This is a genomic window from Paenibacillus tyrphae, from assembly GCF_000722545.1.
GTDB classification, from domain to species: domain Bacteria; phylum Bacillota; class Bacilli; order Paenibacillales; family NBRC-103111; genus Paenibacillus_G; species Paenibacillus_G tyrfis.
Map to the genome: position 1 here is coordinate 86,515 of NZ_JNVM01000020.1, position 20,451 is coordinate 106,965.

At 53.3% G+C, this 20,451-nt stretch carries 20 protein-coding genes and 1 tRNA gene; 7 read left to right on the forward strand and 14 right to left on the reverse strand.

The window, feature by feature from the left end; translation table 11 throughout:
• Nucleotides 1-154: 154 nt before the first annotated feature.
• The 8 genes from ET33_RS23695 to ET33_RS23730 form a co-directional block, all read right to left on the reverse strand.
• Nucleotides 155-577 (reverse strand): phage tail assembly chaperone, encoded by a 423-nt coding sequence (locus ET33_RS23695; RefSeq protein ID WP_036687698.1) that lies wholly within the window; start codon nucleotides 575-577, stop codon nucleotides 155-157.
• Nucleotides 578-602: 25 nt separating this feature from the next.
• The gene (locus ET33_RS23700) at nucleotides 603-1,076 is read right to left on the reverse strand and encodes a phage tail tube protein (protein ID WP_036687701.1); all 474 of its coding nucleotides are present in this window, start codon (nucleotides 1,074-1,076) and stop codon (nucleotides 603-605) included.
• A 1-nt stretch (nucleotide 1,077) separates the two neighbouring features.
• Entirely contained in the window at nucleotides 1,078-2,394 is a 1,317-nt protein-coding gene (locus ET33_RS23705; RefSeq protein ID WP_036687704.1) for a phage tail sheath family protein, read from the reverse strand.
• A complete protein-coding gene (locus tag ET33_RS23710; protein WP_051775557.1) occupies nucleotides 2,395-2,616 on the reverse strand; it encodes a hypothetical protein in 222 nt (73 codons plus the stop codon).
• The gene (locus tag ET33_RS23715; RefSeq protein WP_036687707.1) at nucleotides 2,609-3,037 is read right to left on the reverse strand and encodes a phage tail terminator family protein; all 429 of its coding nucleotides are present in this window, start codon (nucleotides 3,035-3,037) and stop codon (nucleotides 2,609-2,611) included. Before ET33_RS23715 ends, ET33_RS23710 begins: the two co-directional genes overlap by 8 nt.
• 362 nt (nucleotides 3,038-3,399) lie before the next feature.
• Nucleotides 3,400-4,035, reverse strand: coding sequence for a hypothetical protein (locus tag ET33_RS23720; RefSeq protein WP_051775558.1), 636 nt, complete (start codon nucleotides 4,033-4,035; stop codon nucleotides 3,400-3,402).
• 117 nt (nucleotides 4,036-4,152) lie between these two features.
• On the reverse strand, nucleotides 4,153-4,665 hold the full coding sequence (locus ET33_RS23725) for a DUF1492 domain-containing protein (protein WP_036687709.1): 513 nt from the start codon (nucleotides 4,663-4,665) through the stop codon (nucleotides 4,153-4,155).
• 74 nt (nucleotides 4,666-4,739) lie between these two features.
• Complete coding sequence (locus ET33_RS23730) at nucleotides 4,740-5,057, reverse strand: hypothetical protein (protein WP_036687713.1); 318 nt, start codon at nucleotides 5,055-5,057, stop codon at nucleotides 4,740-4,742.
• A gap of 263 nt (nucleotides 5,058-5,320) precedes the next feature.
• Here ET33_RS23730 and ET33_RS23735 point away from each other — a divergent pair, with 263 nt between their 5' ends.
• Nucleotides 5,321-5,767 carry a helix-turn-helix domain-containing protein gene (locus ET33_RS23735; protein ID WP_036687715.1) on the forward strand — a complete coding sequence of 149 codons (447 nt, stop codon included), beginning with the start codon at nucleotides 5,321-5,323 and terminating at the stop codon, nucleotides 5,765-5,767.
• Nucleotides 5,768-5,792: 25 nt separating this feature from the next.
• A complete protein-coding gene (locus tag ET33_RS23740; protein WP_036687718.1) occupies nucleotides 5,793-6,263 on the forward strand; it encodes an ImmA/IrrE family metallo-endopeptidase in 471 nt (156 codons plus the stop codon).
• Nucleotides 6,264-6,409: 146 nt separating this feature from the next.
• Here the strand turns inward: ET33_RS23740 and ET33_RS23745 are convergent, their stop codons facing one another.
• Nucleotides 6,410-6,844, reverse strand: a complete 435-nt coding sequence (locus ET33_RS23745; protein ID WP_036687721.1) for an ArpU family phage packaging/lysis transcriptional regulator — start codon at nucleotides 6,842-6,844, stop codon at nucleotides 6,410-6,412.
• A gap of 193 nt (nucleotides 6,845-7,037) precedes the next feature.
• On the opposite strand from ET33_RS23745, the gene ET33_RS36640 reads away from it, so the two are divergent.
• On the forward strand, nucleotides 7,038-7,709 hold the full coding sequence (locus ET33_RS36640; protein ID WP_051775559.1) for a helix-turn-helix domain-containing protein: 672 nt from the start codon (nucleotides 7,038-7,040) through the stop codon (nucleotides 7,707-7,709).
• Between the two features lie 9 nt (nucleotides 7,710-7,718).
• Here ET33_RS36640 and ET33_RS23755 read toward each other — a convergent pair whose 3' ends face one another.
• The gene (locus ET33_RS23755) at nucleotides 7,719-8,951 is read right to left on the reverse strand and encodes an MFS transporter (RefSeq protein WP_036687724.1); all 1,233 of its coding nucleotides are present in this window, start codon (nucleotides 8,949-8,951) and stop codon (nucleotides 7,719-7,721) included.
• A gap of 242 nt (nucleotides 8,952-9,193) precedes the next feature.
• Between ET33_RS23755 and ET33_RS23760 the strand changes: the two genes are divergently transcribed.
• Nucleotides 9,194-9,264, forward strand: a tRNA-Gly gene (locus ET33_RS23760).
• A gap of 68 nt (nucleotides 9,265-9,332) precedes the next feature.
• On the opposite strand, the gene lepB is transcribed toward ET33_RS23760, so the two are convergent.
• On the reverse strand, nucleotides 9,333-9,848 hold the full coding sequence (gene lepB, locus ET33_RS23765; RefSeq protein ID WP_081890460.1) for a signal peptidase I: 516 nt from the start codon (nucleotides 9,846-9,848) through the stop codon (nucleotides 9,333-9,335).
• A 192-nt stretch (nucleotides 9,849-10,040) separates the two neighbouring features.
• Here lepB and ET33_RS23770 point away from each other — a divergent pair, with 192 nt between their 5' ends.
• On the forward strand, nucleotides 10,041-10,970 hold the full coding sequence (locus tag ET33_RS23770; protein WP_036687729.1) for an aldo/keto reductase: 930 nt from the start codon (nucleotides 10,041-10,043) through the stop codon (nucleotides 10,968-10,970).
• Between the two features lie 107 nt (nucleotides 10,971-11,077).
• Here the strand turns inward: ET33_RS23770 and ET33_RS23775 are convergent, their stop codons facing one another.
• On the reverse strand, nucleotides 11,078-12,814 hold the full coding sequence (locus ET33_RS23775) for a putative bifunctional diguanylate cyclase/phosphodiesterase (protein WP_036687731.1): 1,737 nt from the start codon (nucleotides 12,812-12,814) through the stop codon (nucleotides 11,078-11,080).
• A 144-nt stretch (nucleotides 12,815-12,958) separates the two neighbouring features.
• The gene (locus ET33_RS23780) at nucleotides 12,959-14,626 is read right to left on the reverse strand and encodes a copper resistance CopC/CopD family protein (RefSeq protein ID WP_036687734.1); all 1,668 of its coding nucleotides are present in this window, start codon (nucleotides 14,624-14,626) and stop codon (nucleotides 12,959-12,961) included.
• A 505-nt stretch (nucleotides 14,627-15,131) separates the two neighbouring features.
• Between ET33_RS23780 and ET33_RS23785 the strand changes: the two genes are divergently transcribed.
• Nucleotides 15,132-17,357: a ribonucleoside-diphosphate reductase subunit alpha gene (locus tag ET33_RS23785; protein WP_036687737.1), complete on the forward strand. Its 2,226-nt coding sequence runs from the start codon at nucleotides 15,132-15,134 to the stop codon at nucleotides 17,355-17,357.
• 296 nt (nucleotides 17,358-17,653) lie between these two features.
• Complete coding sequence (locus ET33_RS23790) at nucleotides 17,654-18,691, forward strand: ribonucleotide-diphosphate reductase subunit beta (RefSeq protein ID WP_010499619.1); 1,038 nt, start codon at nucleotides 17,654-17,656, stop codon at nucleotides 18,689-18,691.
• A gap of 98 nt (nucleotides 18,692-18,789) precedes the next feature.
• Here ET33_RS23790 and ET33_RS23795 read toward each other — a convergent pair whose 3' ends face one another.
• Nucleotides 18,790-20,337 (reverse strand): methyl-accepting chemotaxis protein, encoded by a 1,548-nt coding sequence (locus tag ET33_RS23795; protein ID WP_036687742.1) that lies wholly within the window; start codon nucleotides 20,335-20,337, stop codon nucleotides 18,790-18,792.
• Between the last annotated feature and the right edge of the window lie 114 nt (nucleotides 20,338-20,451).

Sequence of the window (20,451 nt, forward strand, 5' to 3'; positions counted from 1 at the left end):
GCGCGGGCGCGCTTTTCCTTTTCCACCCGCACGTCGATCATGGCGTAGATCGCGGCCCTTTCGTGCCGCGACATCGCCATGAGATCCTGCGGTAAAATGTGAAGCTCATGGAGGGCATAGTAGGCATAATTCGCCTCGCCTGCGCCCTCGTTGATCAGTTTTTTACTTCATCAACCAGCTCGTTCATATCCTTGTCGAAGCCGTTGAGCTCCTGCACTTTTTGAAGCAGGTTTGCGTACTCCCCGGGGAGCAGCATTTTGCGCAGCAGCGACTCGGCGCCGAGCACGCCGTACGATTGCTGCAATTCCGCATCCTTGAGGTTCGGGAAAACGACGCTGTTCACGGCCAGCTTGGCGATATACTCGTTCTGGTCGACTTCAGTGGTATAGCTGCCGCCTTTGCCTTTGACGCGCTTCGTTACGGCTTTACGCACCGCCTCGTTTTCATCCTCCGTCATGCTGCGGAGACGCCAAGGCACCGGAACGCCCTCCCGGTCCTTAAATCGTTCGGAAATAATGACTTCCTCAATTGTGTTGGCTTCTGCATTTTGGGCAAAAAATACGCTTAAATCGCTCATGTATCATGTCCTCCTGTTAATATGATTAGTTCATGGAAGGGGCTTTGAAACGATCTTTAATTTCAATACCGTCGAAGGTGAAGGAAATTTCCTCCTCCAACGTGTCACTTCCGGTATCGAGAGACGCCATAATGACACTGTCCAGGTTGACATTTTTAATAATAACGGTTTGCATTCCAACGGAAGAGGAAGGGTCCTCGTTCGTTACCGTAATATCGAAATAAGTATCCTTGCCGCTGACCATATATTCATTCATCAGGTCGCGGAAAAGCGTCGTGATATAGTAAATCGTCATGCTGCCGGTACCCTTCCAACCTTTTGCCTTGCTTTGCGTTCCCCGGCGACCGAGCGCCTTGATTTCGGCCTTTTCCTTCTCGACCTTGGCTTCCAGCTTTTTAACGTAGAACATTTCTTCCTTGTTTCCGTTGATCGTTGCGTAAGCACGGCCTTCCTGACCGCTAATCGTATCGCGAGCGTGTAACACTTTTTGATCTGCCATGTTACTTCACCGTCACTTTCATGTAGATTTTTTCGATCGAATCCACCGGCTGGACGTGCAATTCCACATACACGCTGTCCGCGTCCTGGCCTTGAATGACATTCACATCGGTTTGCGAATTGAAATTTTGGATGGCCGCATTCGCCTGCAGCGATCTCAGGTAAGTGACGACCTCGTTCCACAGCAAATTGCGCCCGTCGTGGTCGTTGCTCACCTTACCGATATAGAATGTCTCGAAAATCCGCTTAATATCGTTGGCAATGCCGTCGAGCACGCGGATTACGCGGTTTTTGGAGAACGCCTTGCCCTTGGTCGGCAGGAAGCTTTTGAACGTGTTCAGGTCCTGCTCAATAATGGCACGGCCTTTGTTTTGCACAAACACAACCTCGCCGCCGCGCAGCGCGGATTCGATTTGGGAGTTCGTGTAACGGATGTCCACGTCCACCGCATCGTCGTACGCTTGGTACGTCAGCGATTGGTTCACCTGCGCCCCGGCTGTAGCCGCAGCTACCCATACCGTCGCTTTCACTGCATCCAGAACGGTGCCGTCCGTCAGCACGACGCCGTTTTTGACGCTGATGATGCCTTCAAAATCGGCTGCCGGATAGTTTTCCAGCACGGCCTGCACCTTCTTGCCTTCGGTGTCTCGAAGCCGCTTCACGAATGCCGTGTACACGGATTTCAACGTAGCGTCGCCGGATGCGAGCGCCATCGTTTGGAAGTCGAACACTTCGATCGCCCCGAGGTAATCGGTATGGTCCTGGTTCGTCACAGTGCCGTCAGCACCGCCGGTGAGCGAAGCGCCCGCCGTTGCCGTCAAGTCGCCCGTGCCGCTAAATACGACCCAATCGTTCGCCTTCAGCCCGGCGATATTGGCCACCGTCTGGGAATCGACGGCTTGGCCGGCCAGCAGCGTCTTCACGTCGAATTTCGTATTGTCGTCGATATTCGCTTGAACGACGACCGACAAATCGTTGCCGCGCACGCCACCGTGCTTGGCCGTTACCTTCAGCGCGCCGACCGTTGCGGCCGCCTTCGTCCCTGCATTCAAACGGTACAGCAGCACCATTTTCGCGCGCTTCAAAGCCTCCCGAACCAGCAGCAGCTGAGGCGCTGCGATATCGTAGCCGAGCAGCGTCTTCACATCGTCTCCTGCGCTGATGGTCAGCACCTTTTTCGCTTCGCCCCAGCCGAGCGGCAGCGCCATCGTCATAATCCCGCGATCGCCGGCTGCACCGGCCGGTTTTCCTTCACCTACGAAATTGATGTACACCCCTGGGCGTACTTTGTTTTGAGTTGTCCATGTTCCGCCTGCCATCTACTCCACCGCCTTTTTCAAATATTGTTCGATTTGTTGTTTGACCTGATCGGTCGTATACGTTTCCTCGTCTTGCAGCAGAGCGTTCAGCAAATCTTTTTGCTGCCCCGTAAACAGCTGCGATTCCAAAAACTGCTGCTTCGTAAAAGCCGGCAAGCTCTCCTGCGCCACAGTCGTTTCTTCCTTCATGGCTGCCGCTTTCGACGTCCCTTTTTTAATCATGTCGGATATGTTCCTCCTGTACTAAATTTCGCATCGTTGGCACGGCCTCTTTGGGCCGCATTACATGAACCTCGAAGCTCACGTAAAAATGAAGCACGTTGTCTGCCAAAGTGTAACGCATGCCTGAGCTGCGATACGTATGACCTTCCCACGGGATCAGCTCAAGCCGCTCGTACAACGTATCCCGGACCGTCTCGCAATCTCGGATCAACTGCGGACTGCCCGGAACCGGAAAGTAGGCGATGTCGAACGTCCCCGTCCGGATATACCGGCGGTTCATTACGTGCTTCTGCGCACCTTCCGTTTGCCGAACAAAAAAAGCAGGCTTCGTAAAGTCCTGCTCGACTTGTTCCGTATAGACGCTCGCGGCCGGAAACAATTCCTTGAGCCGTTTCGCGATCCCCTGCTTAATTTCTTCCACGTTCACCACCCCGATAGAAGCCGGATAAAAGCTTCATGAATTGCCGCAGCTTGCGTTTCCGCCTGGCAGCGGCTTACACCTCAAAGGGTGCTCCGGAAATCGCCTGCTCGAACTGTACCATCCAGTTTGCGCAACCGCTCCATATCCTCCCTCCCCCTGAAGCCTAATCTTGTGCGGCGGAGCGAATGCAAAAAGAGCCGCATCGCTGCGACTCTTTCGTTCGTGTTCCCCTTAGCACAATTATCTTACATTAACATCATAGCACGGGAAAACCTCACTTCGTTACAAAGGTTGTCCATAGTTATTCCAATGCTTTTGCAGACGAATTCCAACGTTTTTCCACCAAGCCTATCTTTCTCAACTCAGCCCACAGCCTCGATACTTTCTACCTCCGCATACAGCTCCTCCGCGGCATTCCGCACTTCCTCACGCACCGAATCGCAAAGCCGGCGAATCTCTTCCTTATATAGAAGCAAAATTTGTGCCGTATAGTAAACGAAGCTGTAAAATGCCTGATCGGAGACGGGATCGTCCTCCCAACGTTCCTCGTCCTCTTCTTCGTCTTCCGGCCAAAGCTCATTTTCATGAAGCAGATCGGTGATGGACGAGAACGGTTCCATGTCCACAACATGGCCTAGCGTATCTGCGCACGCAACCGCAATGGGCTGGCACATGTTCAGAATCGCGACGATAAGCACAATCAAACGCTCGCGCTCCTGCTCGCTTAATTCCTGCTTCGCGGAGTCGTTCGCAGCTTCGCCAAGCATCCTCATCGCAAAAATGACGCCGAACGGCGTAGCGTGCCACAGCGTGCTTTGATGCTCAAGCTCCTCAGCCAATCGCCCGGCGGCATTGTCCATTGCCTCCATATCTCCGTAAGCCATCGCATGAAACCATTGCGGGACCGCCGCTGCCCGTCCGTAGGAGGAGATCAGGCGCTGCCACGGAATCTCTTCCATTTTTACGTTTTTGATAAATGCCAAATCCTGCTGAAGCATCGGTTTCTCCCCATTTCCTCTTTATTGAAAATTAGCTTCATTATAGCACAAGCGAAGCCTGCCGAACTGGTCAAGCAGACCCATAAACGCAAAAAAGAGCCGCAGACCGCTGCGACTCTAGCTAATCAATATTCCGTATTCCTTTAATGCTTTGCGTCTCCATCCATAGAAGGTGGATAAGGAGATGCCCAGATCGCAAGCGATGTCATGCGGCTCGTTTCCATCCACATACAGCAATTTGAGCACTTGCGCGTATTCGTGTTTAAAATCGTCCAGAGCATCCATGGCTTGCTCCATCTGCTCTTTTTGCCGTCCCAGCTCCTCCAACTCGCTTACCCGCGCCAATATCCCCTGATAACCGTCCGACGTACCCAGTTGCCCTTCCAATAGCGCTTTGATTTTCGCCTCCGTGCTTCGAAGCGCTTCTTGGTCTGCCCCGGATGTCGCCAGCTTCCGCCATTGCCGGTGCAGGTCTTGCAGCTGACCGTCCTGAACAATCGTGCCGAGCCGCATCCCGCCGCTGACAGGGTATTTCTCAAGCATCTTGATTCGTCCGACAAGCCGTTTATATCCGCGAAGCTGATCTATAGCCATTTTTTCGTAGTTTTGTTCGAGATTAAGCATCATCATTCCGGTTTGTTCCCCTCTCGTCATTCTCTGGAAGCATGTCCGATCGAACTTACAGCTTAAACTTGCAGCACCGTTCACCCGAGCTTTTCCGCCGCGTGGAGCAGCTCGTCAAAATATTTCGTCGGAACGTCCGGCAGCCGTTCGGCGCCGTAATGCCGGAGGAGCGCCCGAATTTCACATTGACGTCCGGCTTGAACGAGCCCGGCAAACTTCGTCCGGATCATCTCCAAAGTTACCGGTTGACGCGGTTCCCAAGGCTCTGCTTGCCCACTGTAAACCTGCTCCGCCTTGTTGCTCTTTGCCGTTTTTGCGGCAATCTGCCGCCGCTCCTTTACAAGGTTAGCCGGTTGAGCCGCGTTTGCAGATTCGAGGTTTTGGACGTAATTCGTCATATTCGAGCGCCTCCATTCGTTAGCATATCGTTCGTTTTACAAAACTAAGAATAAGCTATTAGCTTCAAAATGACAACCAGTTAATTTAATCATATAGATTAATTATCGCATAAAAACATCCAAAAAACAAACCATTTGCTTAATTTTTCTCCCAATTTCTTCATTTTCTGTTTTTCCAAGCTTGATTATTAAGCTAAAAGCTGATATAATGGAAACAAATGTTCTTCTATTAAAAAGCCAGTTCAGAAAAGGTGAAATGTCTTATGGGGAATCGGGTGCGGGACATTCGAAAAGCACGGAATATGGCGGGGACCGTTGTCGCCGAGCTGTTGAACATTACGCCTCAATATTATTACGAGATCGAAAGGGGAAAAAAACGGCTGAGCGCCGATATGGCCGGCAAGCTCGCCGCCTATTTTCAAGTAACGACGGACTATCTTCTCGGCTTGTCCGACGAGCCTTCACCGAACGTATCGGCCATGGAGGAGAAGCGGGACGCGTCTTCCTTGACACCCAAAGAAGAGAAGGACATCGCCCGGGATCTCGAACGAATGCTCAGCGATCTCGAGTCCGACGAAGCACTTGCCTTTCATGGCGAAACCTTGGATGAGGAGAGTAAAGAATTGCTGCGAATATCGCTAGAGAATTCCATGCGGCTTGCCAAGCAGTTAGCGAAACAGAAGTTTACCCCGAACAAATATCGAAAATAAAATCGGTACGGGGGTAGATAAGCAGATGCGAAATTCGAAACAAGCAGCCTTGCGACTGATTAAAAAGTACGGAACGAACAACCCTTTCAAAATCGCATCTCAGAAAAACATCCATGTTCTCTTTGAGCCACTCGGCAACATTCTCGGCTACTTCAGCACGTACAAACGAATCCGCTGCATCCATATCAACCAAGGCTTGGATAAATCCGGCCAGCACTTTACGTGCGCGCATGAGCTCGGGCACGTGATCCTTCACCCCAAAGTGAATACGCCCTTCCTTCGCAGGAACACGCTCGTTTCGATCGACCGGATCGAGAGCGAAGCCAATCAGTTCGCCGTCGAGCTGCTGATGCCCGACGAGCTCATCCTGGGCGGCATGACGATCTACGAGGCGGCGGCAGCAAGCGGCGTGCCGCAGGAAGTAGCGCATTTAAAGAGTCTCCCGAAGCGGCAGCGCAGTATCTGGAAAAGCGAAGATACGTATTTTACTATCTAATTAGCGTAAGTAAAACACAGAGCCGGTGGTCCTTAGCGTAGGAAACACCGGCTTTTTTTCGGTATATTTCCCCATGAGAGCCGCATATAGAAAAATAGACCGCCTCCCACGAGAGAGAACGGCCTATTTGCTGCCTGCTTATTCTGCTATGTCAGCTCGAACCCGCAATCCACTTCCAAAAATAAAGCCATTTCGTACATCGCCGCAAGCCGGTTTCGGTCGTACGTATCTTTGGACATGCTCAGCCTGCCGCATACCTGCGTATCCGTCGGCGTATTTTGCCGCATATACCGCGTTTCGATGATCGACCGCTGCTTCTCCGGCAGCAGGCTCAGCGCGATTTCCACGGTATCGCACACGTAACTGCGGTGCATTTGCTCGTTTACGTTGTACACGGCGATCTGCGCAGTAGGATCGCTTACCGCATTCGTCGCCCCATGGTATCGCGGGTCGTAGCTGGCGGTAACCCGGGCTTCGCGGCGTTCGAAGCTGCTGTATTTGTAGCTTCGGTACAGAGCCAGCCGTTCTTCCATAGCTGCGCGGACGGCTTTTTTTTGCATAAGCGTGAGCGTATCGTTCATAGCGACCACCTTTCGATTCACCCGAATGGTTATTCTTGCAGCGGGCAAGCAACTGCGGGCTGCTGTTCATCTTTTCTTGTTTGGTGTTAGTAACATTATCACACATTCTTGCTATTAACAACAATATTACAAACAATATTTACTAATAGCAAGTAAAAGTGTATAATAGAAGAACAAGAAAGGATGTGCGCGGATGAACGTTCAGCAGTTCGGAGCCTATTTAAAAAGCCTAAGAGAAGCCAAAGGGCTGACGCTTACCCAATTGGGCGATCGGATCGGCTACTCGAACCCTTATTTGTCCCAGATCGAAACAGGCAAGAAAAAAAACATGCCCTCGCCCGGACTGCTGGAAAAGCTGGTCGAGCCGCTCGGCGTCGAGTATGCCGACCTGATGGCTGCTGCCGGTTATCGGAAGCTTGCCGACACCCACAAGTACCGGCAGGCGTTCCAGGACCTGCTCGATATTCTCGGTATTGACCTCGACGGGATCGTTCAAGCCCTTCCCATCATTCCCCGGGCGGCCATCAAACGATTGGAGCAGGATTATCGGCCGTTCTTTGGCGACGATTTCGAGATTACGCCGGACACGCTACAAGCATTGCTTCAGCAAGATCCGCCGAAGGTCGAAATTTACAAGCTGATCGGCCAATTGGAAAGCATGGCGGAGCAGTTCCGAACAATAGGAGCGGACGCGGAAAAAACCGATACCCAGACGCTTGAGCATCTGTACGATATCGGCAAATCGCTCCAATATATTGACGGCCTCCAATACAACGGCCACTTGCTTACCGATCAAGACCGGCAGCGCATTCTCGGGATGCTCAAGCTGCTGTTCCCTCAATACGAGGAGCAGTCCAACGATTGAGAAATGGCGTTACTGATGTTCGCTCTCCAACAAAGCCCCTTTTTTCCGAAGCTGCAGTTGCACGAAACCGTACGCGGATGAAACGAGAAGCACACAGCCGGAGACGATGTAAACCAAACGAACGCCGATAACGTCTGTTACGATTCCGATCACGGCAATGGAGAGCATCGAGATGAGCTGGACCAAGGTAGACCGGGCTGCCGACACTTTAAGCAAGGTATGCTCGTTCGAGCTATTTTGAATCATCGACTCTTGCGCCAGATCGCGGATTTGATAAGCCGGCCCCATCAACAGGACGAGCAGCAGCGCCAGCATGCTGTTCGATACAAAGCCGTACAGCAGCGTCAGCAGCCCGAACAGAGACGCTCCCAGCAGCATACTTGCCGTTAACCTTCCCCGCATCCGACGGGAAAGCCGAAGGACGATCAAGCCGCCGACGATGGTACCTAAATAGTAACCGCCGTTAATGTACCCCCACCAAGCTTCACCTTCGTGCAGAGCCTCTTTGACAAAAGTTAACGTGACGGCTCCGATCCAGATCGTGCCGACCCAAGATTCGATTAGATCCATCATGACAAGGACGCGCAGTCCTTCATGCCTGTAAAGAATTTTCCAGCCTGCCGTTAATCCGGCAACAAATCCTTGTTCGGTTTGAAGCCCTGCCAGTTCATGCTTCTTCCCGTGCCGCTTCAACAGGAACATGCATCCGATCGATACGACGAGCAGCGCAAAAGTAATCCCAAGCGCGGCGCCTTGGCCCAAAACAGACAGTAGTACGCCCCCCAGACTCCACCCGGCAAATTGGAACGTTTGGTCCACCGTCGACAGCAAGCCGATCGCTCTCACCCGCTCCTTCTCGGGCACGACGGCCCGGAGCAACGAGCTTTTCACAGGCGAGAACCAGCCATTGAAAAAAGAAATGATCGCGAGCAGCACCATGATGACAATCAAGCTCAAGGCGGAAACGTCCTGCGTCAGCATCAGCGCAAGAAGCAGGAGAATTACCAGCTGCGTCGTTTGCGAAAAGATTAGCAGCGCGGGTAGCCGAAACCGGTCGGAAAACGACGGCAAAACAACGCCGCTGACCATTCGTGAAATGGCGCTGATTAGCGTCACGGCAGCAGACAAAGCCGTCGAACCGGTCTGCGCATACAGATGCATGACCACAACCATCGTATAGAGCGCAAAGCCAAGATTTGTTGCCGTTTGGCTGACCAATAAAGCGTAAAATGAACGGTTCAAGCGCAATCCCCCGCAGAATAACATACTTTTTATACTTATATGTATGTTAAGTGTGCAGGATTTATTATATAGGCGTCGGCTTGAGGAAGCAATACAATTTGGTGCAAAGCTGACTTGAGCACTCCGCCAAAGGACCGCACAAAAAGAAACAGACCACTCCTAGTAACGAGGTGATCTGTCCCGCATACAATAACTGCTTGATTTTTCTCCAGTACTGTGCGATAATTCCAATACAACTTCCTGCGGGTGTAGTTCAATGGTAGAACTCCAGCTTCCCAAGCTGGTGGCGTGGGTTCGATTCCCATCACCCGCTTACAAGAAAAACCCTTGAAAATTCAAGGGTTTTTCTTATTTTGCAAAATTACCTTCATCCCCACCCCGCTACTTAATCTCCCCGAACTGATCGAACGGGTAGTAACGGAACAGCGCCTTGCCGACAAGCTTGCTTTTGTTCACGAACGGCGTCGGCCATAGATGCGAATCCAGACTGTCGTTGCGGTTATCGCCAAGGAACAAATATTTCCCTTCCGGCACTTGAACCGGGCCAAACTGGTATTTCATCGGCTCCTTCACATATGGCTCGTCCACCTTCTCGCCATTGCGATACAGCGCGCCGTCCTTCACTTCAATCGTATCGCCCGGCAATCCGATCAGCCGTTTGATGTAGCGTTTGTCTTCTTCTCCCTTGAGCGGCGGATAAAAGACAACGATGTCTCCGAACTTAAAATCGGTTAGTGCGACCATCTTTTCCACAAACACTTTATCGTCGAGCTGAATGGTTGGCAGCATCGAACCGGTCGGCACCTTCATCCCCTGTGCTACGTACGTGTTGAACGAAAAGCTGATGATGACGGCCAAGCCAAGCGGCGCTATCCATTCCTTCGCCCATCGCATCATTCGGTTCAAGAGCTTCTCCCTCGCCTTCTCAACGTCGTTTCTCTTAACTATACCGGATACGGAGGGAAGGAGTATTAAAATAACCTTAAAATGAGAAACCGCCGACCGTTGGCCGTACATTTGAAGCAAGCTAACGAATTAGGTACAATCAGGGGGAAGTGCAAAATCATTCGCTTGAGGAGGGAATTATCGATGAAATACCGGAAGCTGGGCAAAACAAACATGAAGGTGTCCGTCATCGGCGTCGGCACATGGCAGTTCGGCGGAGAATGGGGCAAGCCGTTTACCCAGGAGGAAGCGGATGCGATTCTGGACGAAGCCAAAGCGTGCGGCATCAACCTGATCGACACCGCGGAATGCTACGGGGACCATACGTCCGAATCGCTCATCGGAAGCTACATTTCCCGGGGCCGGCGCGAAGACTGGGTCATTGCCACCAAGTTCGGGCATAAATTTCACGCCCATCTAGACCGGAGTCAGGAATGGTCGCCGCAAGCAGTGCTGGCACAGCTCGATGCCTCGCTCAAAGCGCTCCGGACGGACTACATAGATCTTTATCAGTTTCATTCGGGCACAGATGAAGCCTTCGATCAGGACGAGCTGTGGACCTTGCTGGATAAACAAGTACAGGCGGGAAAAATACGGCACCTCGGCACGTCCATCGGCAGCAACGACAACCTCCATCAGACGGACGCCTCAGAGCGCGTGAACTCGAAAGTGATTCAAGTCGTTTACAACCGACTCGACCGCAAGCCCGAGGAGCGAGTCTTCCCGTCCTGCGAGCGTCAAGGACTCGGCGTGCTGGCGCGCGTGCCGCTGGCCAGCGGCTACCTGAGCGGCAAATACAATCCCGGCGCCTCGTTCGCGGAGAACGACGTCCGCCATCGGCACGACCAGGAGCAAACGCGGCTGAAGCTGGAGGAAGTAAAGCGCATCCGCGAGCACGAAGTGCCGGAGGGCATGGATATGGCGACGTGGGCGCTGGCTTGGTGCCTGAAGCATCCTGCGGTCAGCGCGGTGATCCCGGGCTGCAAAAGCCGCCAGCAAGTCATCTCCAACGCTGCTGCCGCGAGGTATGTCGGCGAAGGTCACCCGCAGGCTTGGCAGGAAGCGAACGCCTGAGCACCCGAGCCGGTCGCTCCACGCCTCCCAGAAGTCCCCGCCTCCAAAAAATAAACAAGCGTTCCGGCCCTCGTATTGGACGAGGCTGGAACGCTTCTTTGTTTCCGTCAAGCGGGAGGCCGCAGCATCAAATCGGTAAATTCGTGTGCCGGAACCGGCTTGCTGTAAATATAGCCTTGAATTTCCCTGCATTTGATATCGAGCAGGAAGGAGAGCTGCTCCTCCGTCTCGACCCCTTCGGCAATCACGTTCAGCTTTAGGCTGAGCGCCATAGCCATAATCGCTTGGACGATGGCAGCATCGTCGGGATCGACCGTAATGTCGCGGACGAACTGCTGTGCAATTTTGAGCTTGTCGATCGGAAACTTCTTGAGATAATTGAGGGACGAATAGCCGGTGCCGAAATCGTCCATTGAGATATGTACACCGAGCTCGCGCAAGGTTTGCAGCTTTTGAATGACTTGATCCACATGGTACATCGCAATACCTTCGGTAATTTCCAGCTCCAAATACCGCGGCTCCAGCCCGCTTTCCTGCAGCGCATCGAGAACGACTTGGACGAAATCGTGCTGGTGAAACTGAATCGGGGAGATGTTCACCGCCATCTTCAGCGGCGGATACCCGGCGAGCTGCCATGCCTTGTTCTGCTTACAGGCCGTGCGCAGTACCCATTGTCCGATCGGAATGATCAATCCCGTCTCTTCGGCCAGCGGAATAAATTCACCCGGCGAGATAAAGCCAAGCCGCGGATGATTCCAACGGATCAGCGCTTCCATTCCGTTCATGCGGGACGTGAAAATATCGACCTGCGGCTGGTAATACAGGACGAACTCCTCCTGCTCCAGCGCTTTGTTCAGCCACTCTTCCATCACCAGCTTCTGAATGACCGTATCGTTCATCTCGGCCTTGTAGAACTGGTAGCCATTTTTCCCGAGCTCCTTGGCCCGGTACATGGCTGTATCGGCATTTTTCATGAGCGTAATGGGATCTTCCCCGTCCTGCGGATACATCGCGATTCCGATACTGCACCCCACACGAAGCTCGTGGCCATCTATCGCAAAGGGCTGGCTGAGCAGATGAATAATTTTATTTGCCATCTTCTCGGCATCTTCCGACTGTGACGCATCCTTGATCAGCACGGTGAATTCGTCCCCGCCCTGCCGCGATACGCTATCGTCTGCCTGCAGCCCGCTTTTGAGCCGCTCCGCCGCCTCCGTCAACAGAAGGTCGCCGAACGCATGGCCGAACGTATCGTTGACGTTCTTAAACCGGTCCAGATCGATGAACATGACGGACAGCTTGCTCCCCGACAGCTTTGCCGCCTGAATCGACATGCCGACGGTTTGTTGGAACTTCTGGCGGTTCGGCAGCCCGGTCAGCATATCGTGATAGGCGAGGTACGTAAGCTGCCGTACCGTAAACTCCCGGTTGCGCATATCCGTCAGCACAAAGTAAAGGATCGGCGTCATGAGCAGAGCGAGACCCGCCAAATCAGCCGTTGTTCCCATCCAGTCGACGGTTTGCCCGGATGAATAGCGCACCGCCGATTCTACAATCTCTGCGAAAGCCATAATAACGATGGCCGGGACCAGCGCCCGAATCGGCTTGACGCTGTTTTTCCGAACGGACGCATTCAGGATCGGGGCGACCAACAGCACGATCAAGCCCGATGTCATGAAGTCCAACGGGTCATTAGGCACACCAAACAACTGTTTGAGCGAAAGCAGTACGATTTCCGCACCGGCCATGACGCACCACAGATGCAGAAGCGCACCGTGTCGGTACAGTTTATGCCGCCATTCCCGCAGCAGACCCAAACCTACAGGACTCCGGTTTTTTGCCATGTCGATCCTCTGCTTCCTCTGATGAAGGGTTTTCTTTTATTCTAATTCCCCAGAACCAAAAGAACAAGAGAATTTTAGTTATAAAGACCCATGATAATCGACATAAAACGATAATATTCAACATGATCTTGTTTGAAATTCCGATCAATAAACTTGGAACGTATGTTCATATACCGTTTCGTCGTCATTGCTGTCCATAACCCGTACCTCCAGCTTCCAATGGCCGGGATAAGGCAAATAAGCTCCGCGCGCTTTGTACGTATGTCTTTTTAACCCGAACGACTCCTCGAAGCTCACATCCTCCGTATATTCGACAGGCACCAAGAGCGGCGCAATTTCCGGATTGTCCGTCGCCTGCAGCTTCATGATCACCTGCTTCGGTTTGCCGAGCTTTTCGGGCAGCCACACTTTTACGGCAAAATCGTTGACGCCCGGCACGTTCGGACTGATCTGCGCGGTCATATGAACCTTCTCGCCCATTACATGCCAGTTCATCGGTTCATTGGCCGGAAGCGGGGTTAAATAAGTAAATACACCGACGACGCCGACTATAAGCGTCATCAGCACGGCATCGACGCCAAGCAGGCGGCCTGCCCCCCGTTCGCTGCTTTTACGGAACAAGAAGCGGATCAGTGCCGCAGTCACGACGACCAGTAGCACGAGCCCGGTTTTCGCCAGAAGCAGCTTGCCCCACCCTGTCTCCACGATATACCGTACGTCCGGGAGAAAAATGAACACGGTCAGCACGCCGGAGACGGTCAATAGCAAGATGCTGATTAGCGCTGCCGTAGAGAAGCGCGGAAGGAACCGTTTGCCCAGCTCCTTATCCGTCCGCCACAAGACGAACAGCATCAGTAAGCCTCCTACCCATACCGAGGAGGCAGCCAGATGAAGCCAGTCCAGAACGAGCGTTTCGCTTTTCGGTTCGAAAGCGGCCGCATGCCCGAGGAGACTTTTGGCAAACCAGACGAGCGCAAGCCAGATATAGTCGAGAAAGACGCTACGGTGCAGGACAATAAAGGACAGCAGCGCCAGCAGCAGGCCTCCGAGCCAGGCGTAGCCGACCGTCGTTTGGGTGAACAAACGCAGCAGCCCTTCCGCTCCACCATCGCCGATCAGATCGCCCATATGCGCCCACATGAACAAAATATACGCGATCAAATAGAGCTGCTGCAGCCGTTCCGCCCACTGCCTTAGCCGGACGCGGGACGGATCTGTTTTTTCTCCGGGAGCGAACCAGCGCAGCCAGAGCAGCCAGCCCGTGAAACCGAGCAAAGCCAAATAAAACAAAATACGTGAGCCGAACTGCAGTACATCCTTCACTCCAAACGTACTCATCGGACCGTCGTGCCGGTGCAAATGCTCAATCGCGGGCGCGCTGCCGCTGACGCCCGACGGCTGGTCCAAACTTTGGCCGACCGCGAACAAATAAGTGCCGTCCACAGGATGCCCGTCCGCCGAGATGACGTGATAAGTCACCACATAGATACCTTTGGCCAGTCCGGGCAAATCTAGGGTCAACGTTGTGCGGGTATCGTTTATCACGGCCGCTTTGTCCGTCACCTTGCGCTTGCTGCCGTCGTAAACCCTTAGATAGTACAGCCCCTCCTCCAGACGCTCGTTAAACGTCAAGACCACCTGCTCCGGCGGCTGCTTCAGCTCCGCGCCGCTTGCCGGAATCGTCTGCACAAGGGAGGCGTGCGCCCCGGCTGGAGCCGCGGACCCAAACAGGTACATGAAGCCGAAGCCGACGATTAGCAGCCATAAGGCGAGCCTCCTGTACGTCCCTCCCCAATTCCCTCTCCATTCCATTCGTTACTCCTCCTATCGTTCACCGGAGACCCGGTGTCATCATCCCATGACCTCAATTTTATCAGCAAAAAAAGGCAGGTTTCCCATAGCCCATAGTAAATGTAGCATAAAACGCAATAACAAACCAAATTCGGCGTTTTTTCGCGGTTTTCTCCTAATCAATTGGCGATTCTCGGCCGAAATAATAGATTGACAGCGAAGCGACGATGCGGTAAATTCATGATATTGCTTTGCAAAAACAACTACATATTGTAGGTTCAAGAATCAAGAACTACGACATATTGTGGAAACTCGTTAGGGCACCGCTACGGTAATGAAGCCGTACCCGCACGGTTCGTCAGGCCCGATCGACGGCGAACCGGCAGAACGACAGGAATACGCTTCAGAAGCAGATACCCTGCGCGTTACCAGACATTTAACGCTTCATACGAAGCGTTAGTGGCATGCGTCTGCCTGCAAGGTGGCGGCATGCTTTTTCTTTGAACATTCCAGAGGAGCTGAATACATGATCATCGTAAAACGGGACGGCACGAAAGAAGAACTCGTGTTCGCAAAAATGAAAAAAGTCATCGACTTCGCGTGCGAAGCTTATCCGGAATGCGATCCCTTGGAGCTGGAAACCGCTCTGCTCCCCTTGTTCCGCAACGGGATTACAACCCAGGAAATCCAGCGCCTGCTCATTCAGGTGGCCGTGGAAAAAACAAGCGTCGAGCAGCCGAACTGGCAGTACGTCGCCGCCAAGCTGCTTTCATACGATCTTTATAAGGAAGCCCGTTTAAACCGCAAATACGGCCATTTCGGCTACGGCGATCTGTATTCGCTGATCACCTATTTGACCGATATGGGCTTGTACGGCAAATACATTCTGGAGCACTATAGCCGGGAAGAAATTCAGGAGCTCGGCGCTTATATCAGGCCGGAGCGCGATTACTTGCTGAACTACATCGGCCTCAAAACGCTCGCCGACCGCTATTTGATCAAGGGACTGGACAAAGAAGTGCTGGAGCTGCCGCAGGAGCTGTTCATGGGTGTTGCCATGCACTTGGCCATGCAGGAAACCGATAAGCTGCATTGGGCGAAGCAGTTCTACGACGTGCTCAGCAATCTGGAGATGACGGTAGCGACGCCGACGCTGGCGAACGCCCGCAAGCCGCTGCATCAGCTTTCCAGCTGTTTTATCGATACGGTGCCGGACAACCTGTGGGGCATCTACAACGTAGACCAAAGCTTCGCGCAGGTATCCAAGCACGGCGGCGGCATGGGCATCTATGTCGGCAAAGTGCGCAGCCGCGGCTCCAACATCCGCGGATTCAAGGGCGTCGCCGGCGGCGTCGTGCCATGGATCAAGAACTACAACAATACGGCCATCGCCGTCGACCAGTTGGGTGTCCGTTCCGGAGCCGTCGCCGTCTATCTTGACGTGTGGCATAAGGATATTTTGGACTTCCTGAACCTCAAGACAAACAACGGTGATGACCGGATGAAGGCCCACGACATTTTCCCGGGCGTCTGCATTCCCGATCTGTTCATGAAAACGGTCGAGGAGCGCGGCACATGGTACTTGTTCGATCCGCACGAAGTGCGCAAGATCAAGGGCTACTCGATCGAGGATTCGTGGGGCGAGGAATTCGAAAGCCGCTACTGGGATTGCGTGAACGACGACAAAATTTCGAAGGACGAAATTCCGGCCATCGATATCATGAAGCGCGTCCTGACCAGTTCGTTCGAAACCGGCACGCCGTTCGTATTCTTCCGCGATACGGTCAACCGCGCCAACCCGAACAAGCATAAAGGCATGATTTACTGCTCGAACCTGTGTACCGAAATTTGCCAAAACATGAGCGCCACCGAGGTGATCCAGACGGAGCACGAGGACGGCATCATTACGACGAAGGTAAAAAGTGGTGATTTTGTCGTCTGCAACCTCTCGTCGACCAACCTTGGCCGCGTCTATACGAAGGAAGACATCGAGCGCGTCGTCACGACGCAAATGCGGATGATGGACAACGTTATCGACCTGAACTACTATCCGATTCCGCAAGCGGAAATTACGAATAAAAAGTACCGCGCGGTCGGCCTCGGCTCCAGCGGCTACCATCAAATGCTGGCTCAGCTCAAAATTCAATGGGAATCCGACGAGCACGTGCAAAAAGCCGACGAAGTATACGAGTGGATGAACTACTACGCCATCAAAGCTTCGATGGAAATCGCCAAAGAAAAAGGCGCCTACCCCGTATTCGAGGGCAGCGAATGGCAGACCGGCGAATACTTCGAAGCCCGCGGCTACAACAGCCCGGAATGGCTCGAATTGAAGGAACAAGTCGCGAAACACGGCGTCCGCAACGGCTGGATGTTCGCCATCGCACCGACGGCATCCACTTCGCTCATCGCAGGTTCGACGGCCGGGATCGACCCGATCTTCAACAAGTTTTTCGTCGAAGAGAAGAAGAATGCCGTCATCCCGCAAACCGCGCCGAACCTGAACCCGGAGACGATGTGGTTCTACAAGGAAGCGCACCGGATCGATCAGCACTGGAGCATCCGCGCCGCCGGCGCCCGTCAGCGCCACATCGACCAATCGCAATCGTTCAACCTGTACATCACACCGGAGCTGTCCGCCCGCGAGTTTCTGGAAATGTACATCGCCGCTTGGAAGCACGGCCTGAAAACCGTCTACTACTGCCGTAACAAAAGCCTCGAAGTCGAGGATTGCGTAAGCTGCAGCGCGTAAATATTTCCACAAGCCAATCCGTTAGGGCCGGGCGCGCTTGAGCGCCCCTCCCCAACGAGAAAGCCCGGAGTTCGCGGGCGGCAGCGAAGCGCGCCACCCAATGAACTCCAACGCTCTAAACGTAAAGCGTGTACATAAGACTCTTTGCATCTGCAAAGAGTCTTATGTACGAAAGCGATCCACCATCAAACATACATCTCCTGCACGTTGTCGAACCTACGACAGCTTCGGGGGTCCAGGGGGCAGGGTCCCCTGGGGTCCCCCTTGCAGGGGGATTTAGGGGGTAAAGTCAACCTATGGAGCTTCAAAAGAAAAAGCTGTTTAACGAGCACGGCGACCGGGATTGGGGCAAGCGCCGCATGATCGGCGGCAACACGACGAACCTGATCGAGCTGAACAACGTCAAATACGACTGGGCAACCAAGATGTACCGCACGATGATGAACAACTTCTGGATTCCCGAGGAAATCCCGCTCGCGCAGGATGCGAAGGACTACAAATTCCTATCGCCCGTGGAACGCCAAAGCTACGACAAAATCATCAGCTTCCTGATCTTTCTCGACTCGCTGCAAACGGCCAACCTGCCGAACATCAACGAGTACATCACGGCTCCGGAGGTCAACCTGTGCCTGACGGTGCAGACGTTCCAGGAAGCCGTACACAGCCAGAGCTATTCGTACATTCTCGACAGCGTCTGCTCGGCAGAAGTGCGCGACGACATCTATAACCAATGGCGCGAGGACAAGCATCTGCTGCGCCGCAACCGGTTCATCACCGACCTGTATGAACGGTTCATCGAGACGCCTTCCACGGAAAACCTGATGCGTACCATCATGGCCAACTACATTCTCGAAGGCATTTATTTTTACAGCGGCTTCAGCTTCTTCTACGCGCTCGGACGCCAAGGCAAGATGCTAGGAACCGTCTCGGAGATCAAGTACATTCAGCGCGACGAGCTGACGCATCTGGCGCTGTTCCAGAACATTTTCCGCGAAATCCGCAAGGAAAATCCGGAGCTGTTCACGGACGAGCTGATTGAAGATCTGCGCCAAATGATGAAAACGGCCGTCCAGCACGAGATCGAGTGGGGCCAATACATCACGAACAACAACATTCACGGCCTGAGCAACGACATCATCGACCAGTACATCAAATATTTATCCAACGAGCGCCTGCGCAAGCTGGGCCTGGAAATTTTGTACCCGGAAGTCGTCGAGCATCCGATGAAATGGGTCGAGACGTTCAGCAACATGAACAGCATGAAGACGGACTTTTTCGAGCAAAAAGTGACCAACTACAGCAAATCGTCCAACCTGAACTGGGACGACCTGTAAGTCGGATCCCCAACGCGCTTACCTGATTAACGAAAGCATCCCGCTTCCTTTGCCTTGACGGCAGCGAAGCGGGATGCTTTTTCATATAATCGTCTTCTTTATAAAGAAGACATATGCTTTTTTCGTTCCGTTTGCAGCTCGTGGCAGATCGTCTCCAGCTCCTTCGCGAGCCGCGTAAGCCCTTCCGTCGAAGCGGTGATCGACTCCATCGCCGACAGCTGCTCCTGCGACGAGGAGAGCACATGATTCGCCCCTGCCGCACTGTCGTCGGAAATGCGCGCCACTTCGTTCAAGGCCGCCGTCACCTGCTCCGATCCCGCCGACATTTGCTGGGCAGCCGCCGAAATATCCTGGATTTGATCGCATACTTTTTTCGCTTCGTCGACAATGAGTCGGAATACGTCCCCGGCTTCGTTCACCGCCGTATGGCTCGTTTCGACCTGACCGGCGCTTGCGCGCATCACCGATACCGCCGATACCGTCGCCTGCTGAATCTCTTCGATCAGCTGCGTGATTTCACCCGCCGACGCTTCGGCTTGCTCCGCGAGCTTCCGGACCTCGCGCGCCACCACGGCAAAGCCCGCTCCGTGCTCCCCTGCCCGGGCCGCTTCGATCGCTGCGTTCAGCGCAAGCAGGTTCGTTTGGGAAGCTACCCCGGAAATCAGCGTAGCGATCTCTCCGATTTCGACCGACTGCTTCTCCAACCGCTTTAAAGCTGCTGACACTTCCGTCGAGGAGCTTTTCAAAGCGCCGAGCTGCGATACCGCATGGCCGATCGTATCGTTGCCTTTCTCCGCTTCCTCCACCATGCTGAGCGACGCCTCCGAGACGGTCGCCGACGATTCGGCTACACGCTGTATGCCGATGGACATCTCTTCCATCGCCCGCGCACTGTCTTTGCTGGTTTGCGCCTGCTCTTCCGTTCCCGACGCCATGTTTTCCATGGAGCTCATGATCCGGCGGTTCGCCAGCAGCGTCTGCTCGGTATTCTCATTGAGCCGTCCCACATAATCGACGAGCTGCTCGGAGCTGTCCGTCAGCTTGTTTAGAATGTTACCGAGCAGCTTCTGCTTCTCCTGCTTGTCCGCTTCGAGCAAGGCCACGGTTGCTTTTTTCTTCGTAATTTGCCATACGGTCGTTCCGGAAGTTAACAGAAGGAACACGGCATGGATCGCCAGCATCTCGATGCCGTACCCGTCCTCGCCGAACACAAGCGCCGAATACAGCCAGTAGGCGGCGAGGTATTGCAGGGCGAACAAAGCCGTCATCAGCCAAATCAACTTCGTATCTTCATAAAAGGCCATCAGGGCAATAACCATGAAGATTGAGAAATAAAATTCGACCATCCCGCCCGATCCGACGATCATCGCCATACTCGTGAATGTCATGGACAGCGCATTGAACAACGGAACGTAACGTTGATGCCCCCGCCAAAATAATAGCCCAGCGACGATTAGCAGAAGCAGCGGAACCCCCAAAAACACATTAAGCAGTACCTCATAAGCCAGCAAATCGTGCTCGGATTTAAAGACATGCACCCATCGGAATAAAGCGCATACAAGCACCGCCAACAAATACGTTCCGAACGTCACCGGCAAGGTCATCCGGTTTTTAATCGCCAACACATCGGGCTTCGTGGATAACAAAAAGTTCACATCCTATTCGCTAAGGTCGAAGCTATATTCTTTATCACATATTATATCGGTCGGAAGTCCTATTTTTTAAAGTAAAAAATGAAAAAACCGTGACAAGTCGTTGTC

Coding starts and splice junctions, on each gene's coding strand:
- ET33_RS23695 (WP_036687698.1), bottom strand. CDS start 577: ATGAGCGATTTAAGCGTATTTTTTGCCCAAAATGCAGAAGCCAACACA.
- ET33_RS23700 (WP_036687701.1), bottom strand. CDS start 1,076: ATGGCAGATCAAAAAGTGTTACACGCTCGCGATACGATTAGCGGTCAG.
- ET33_RS23705 (WP_036687704.1), bottom strand. CDS start 2,394: ATGGCAGGCGGAACATGGACAACTCAAAACAAAGTACGCCCAGGGGTG.
- ET33_RS23710 (WP_051775557.1), bottom strand. CDS start 2,616: ATGATTAAAAAAGGGACGTCGAAAGCGGCAGCCATGAAGGAAGAAACG.
- ET33_RS23720 (WP_051775558.1), bottom strand. CDS start 4,035: ATGCTTCAGCAGGATTTGGCATTTATCAAAAACGTAAAAATGGAAGAG.
- ET33_RS23725 (WP_036687709.1), bottom strand. CDS start 4,665: ATGATGATGCTTAATCTCGAACAAAACTACGAAAAAATGGCTATAGAT.
- ET33_RS23730 (WP_036687713.1), bottom strand. CDS start 5,057: ATGACGAATTACGTCCAAAACCTCGAATCTGCAAACGCGGCTCAACCG.
- ET33_RS23735 (WP_036687715.1), top strand. CDS start 5,321: ATGGGGAATCGGGTGCGGGACATTCGAAAAGCACGGAATATGGCGGGG.
- ET33_RS23740 (WP_036687718.1), top strand. CDS start 5,793: ATGCGAAATTCGAAACAAGCAGCCTTGCGACTGATTAAAAAGTACGGA.
- ET33_RS23745 (WP_036687721.1), bottom strand. CDS start 6,844: ATGAACGATACGCTCACGCTTATGCAAAAAAAAGCCGTCCGCGCAGCT.
- ET33_RS36640 (WP_051775559.1), top strand. CDS start 7,038: ATGAACGTTCAGCAGTTCGGAGCCTATTTAAAAAGCCTAAGAGAAGCC.
- lepB (WP_081890460.1), bottom strand. CDS start 9,848: ATGATGCGATGGGCGAAGGAATGGATAGCGCCGCTTGGCTTGGCCGTC.
- ET33_RS23770 (WP_036687729.1), top strand. CDS start 10,041: ATGAAATACCGGAAGCTGGGCAAAACAAACATGAAGGTGTCCGTCATC.
- ET33_RS23775 (WP_036687731.1), bottom strand. CDS start 12,814: ATGGCAAAAAACCGGAGTCCTGTAGGTTTGGGTCTGCTGCGGGAATGG.
- ET33_RS23780 (WP_036687734.1), bottom strand. CDS start 14,626: ATGGAATGGAGAGGGAATTGGGGAGGGACGTACAGGAGGCTCGCCTTA.
- ET33_RS23785 (WP_036687737.1), top strand. CDS start 15,132: ATGATCATCGTAAAACGGGACGGCACGAAAGAAGAACTCGTGTTCGCA.
- ET33_RS23790 (WP_010499619.1), top strand. CDS start 17,654: ATGGAGCTTCAAAAGAAAAAGCTGTTTAACGAGCACGGCGACCGGGAT.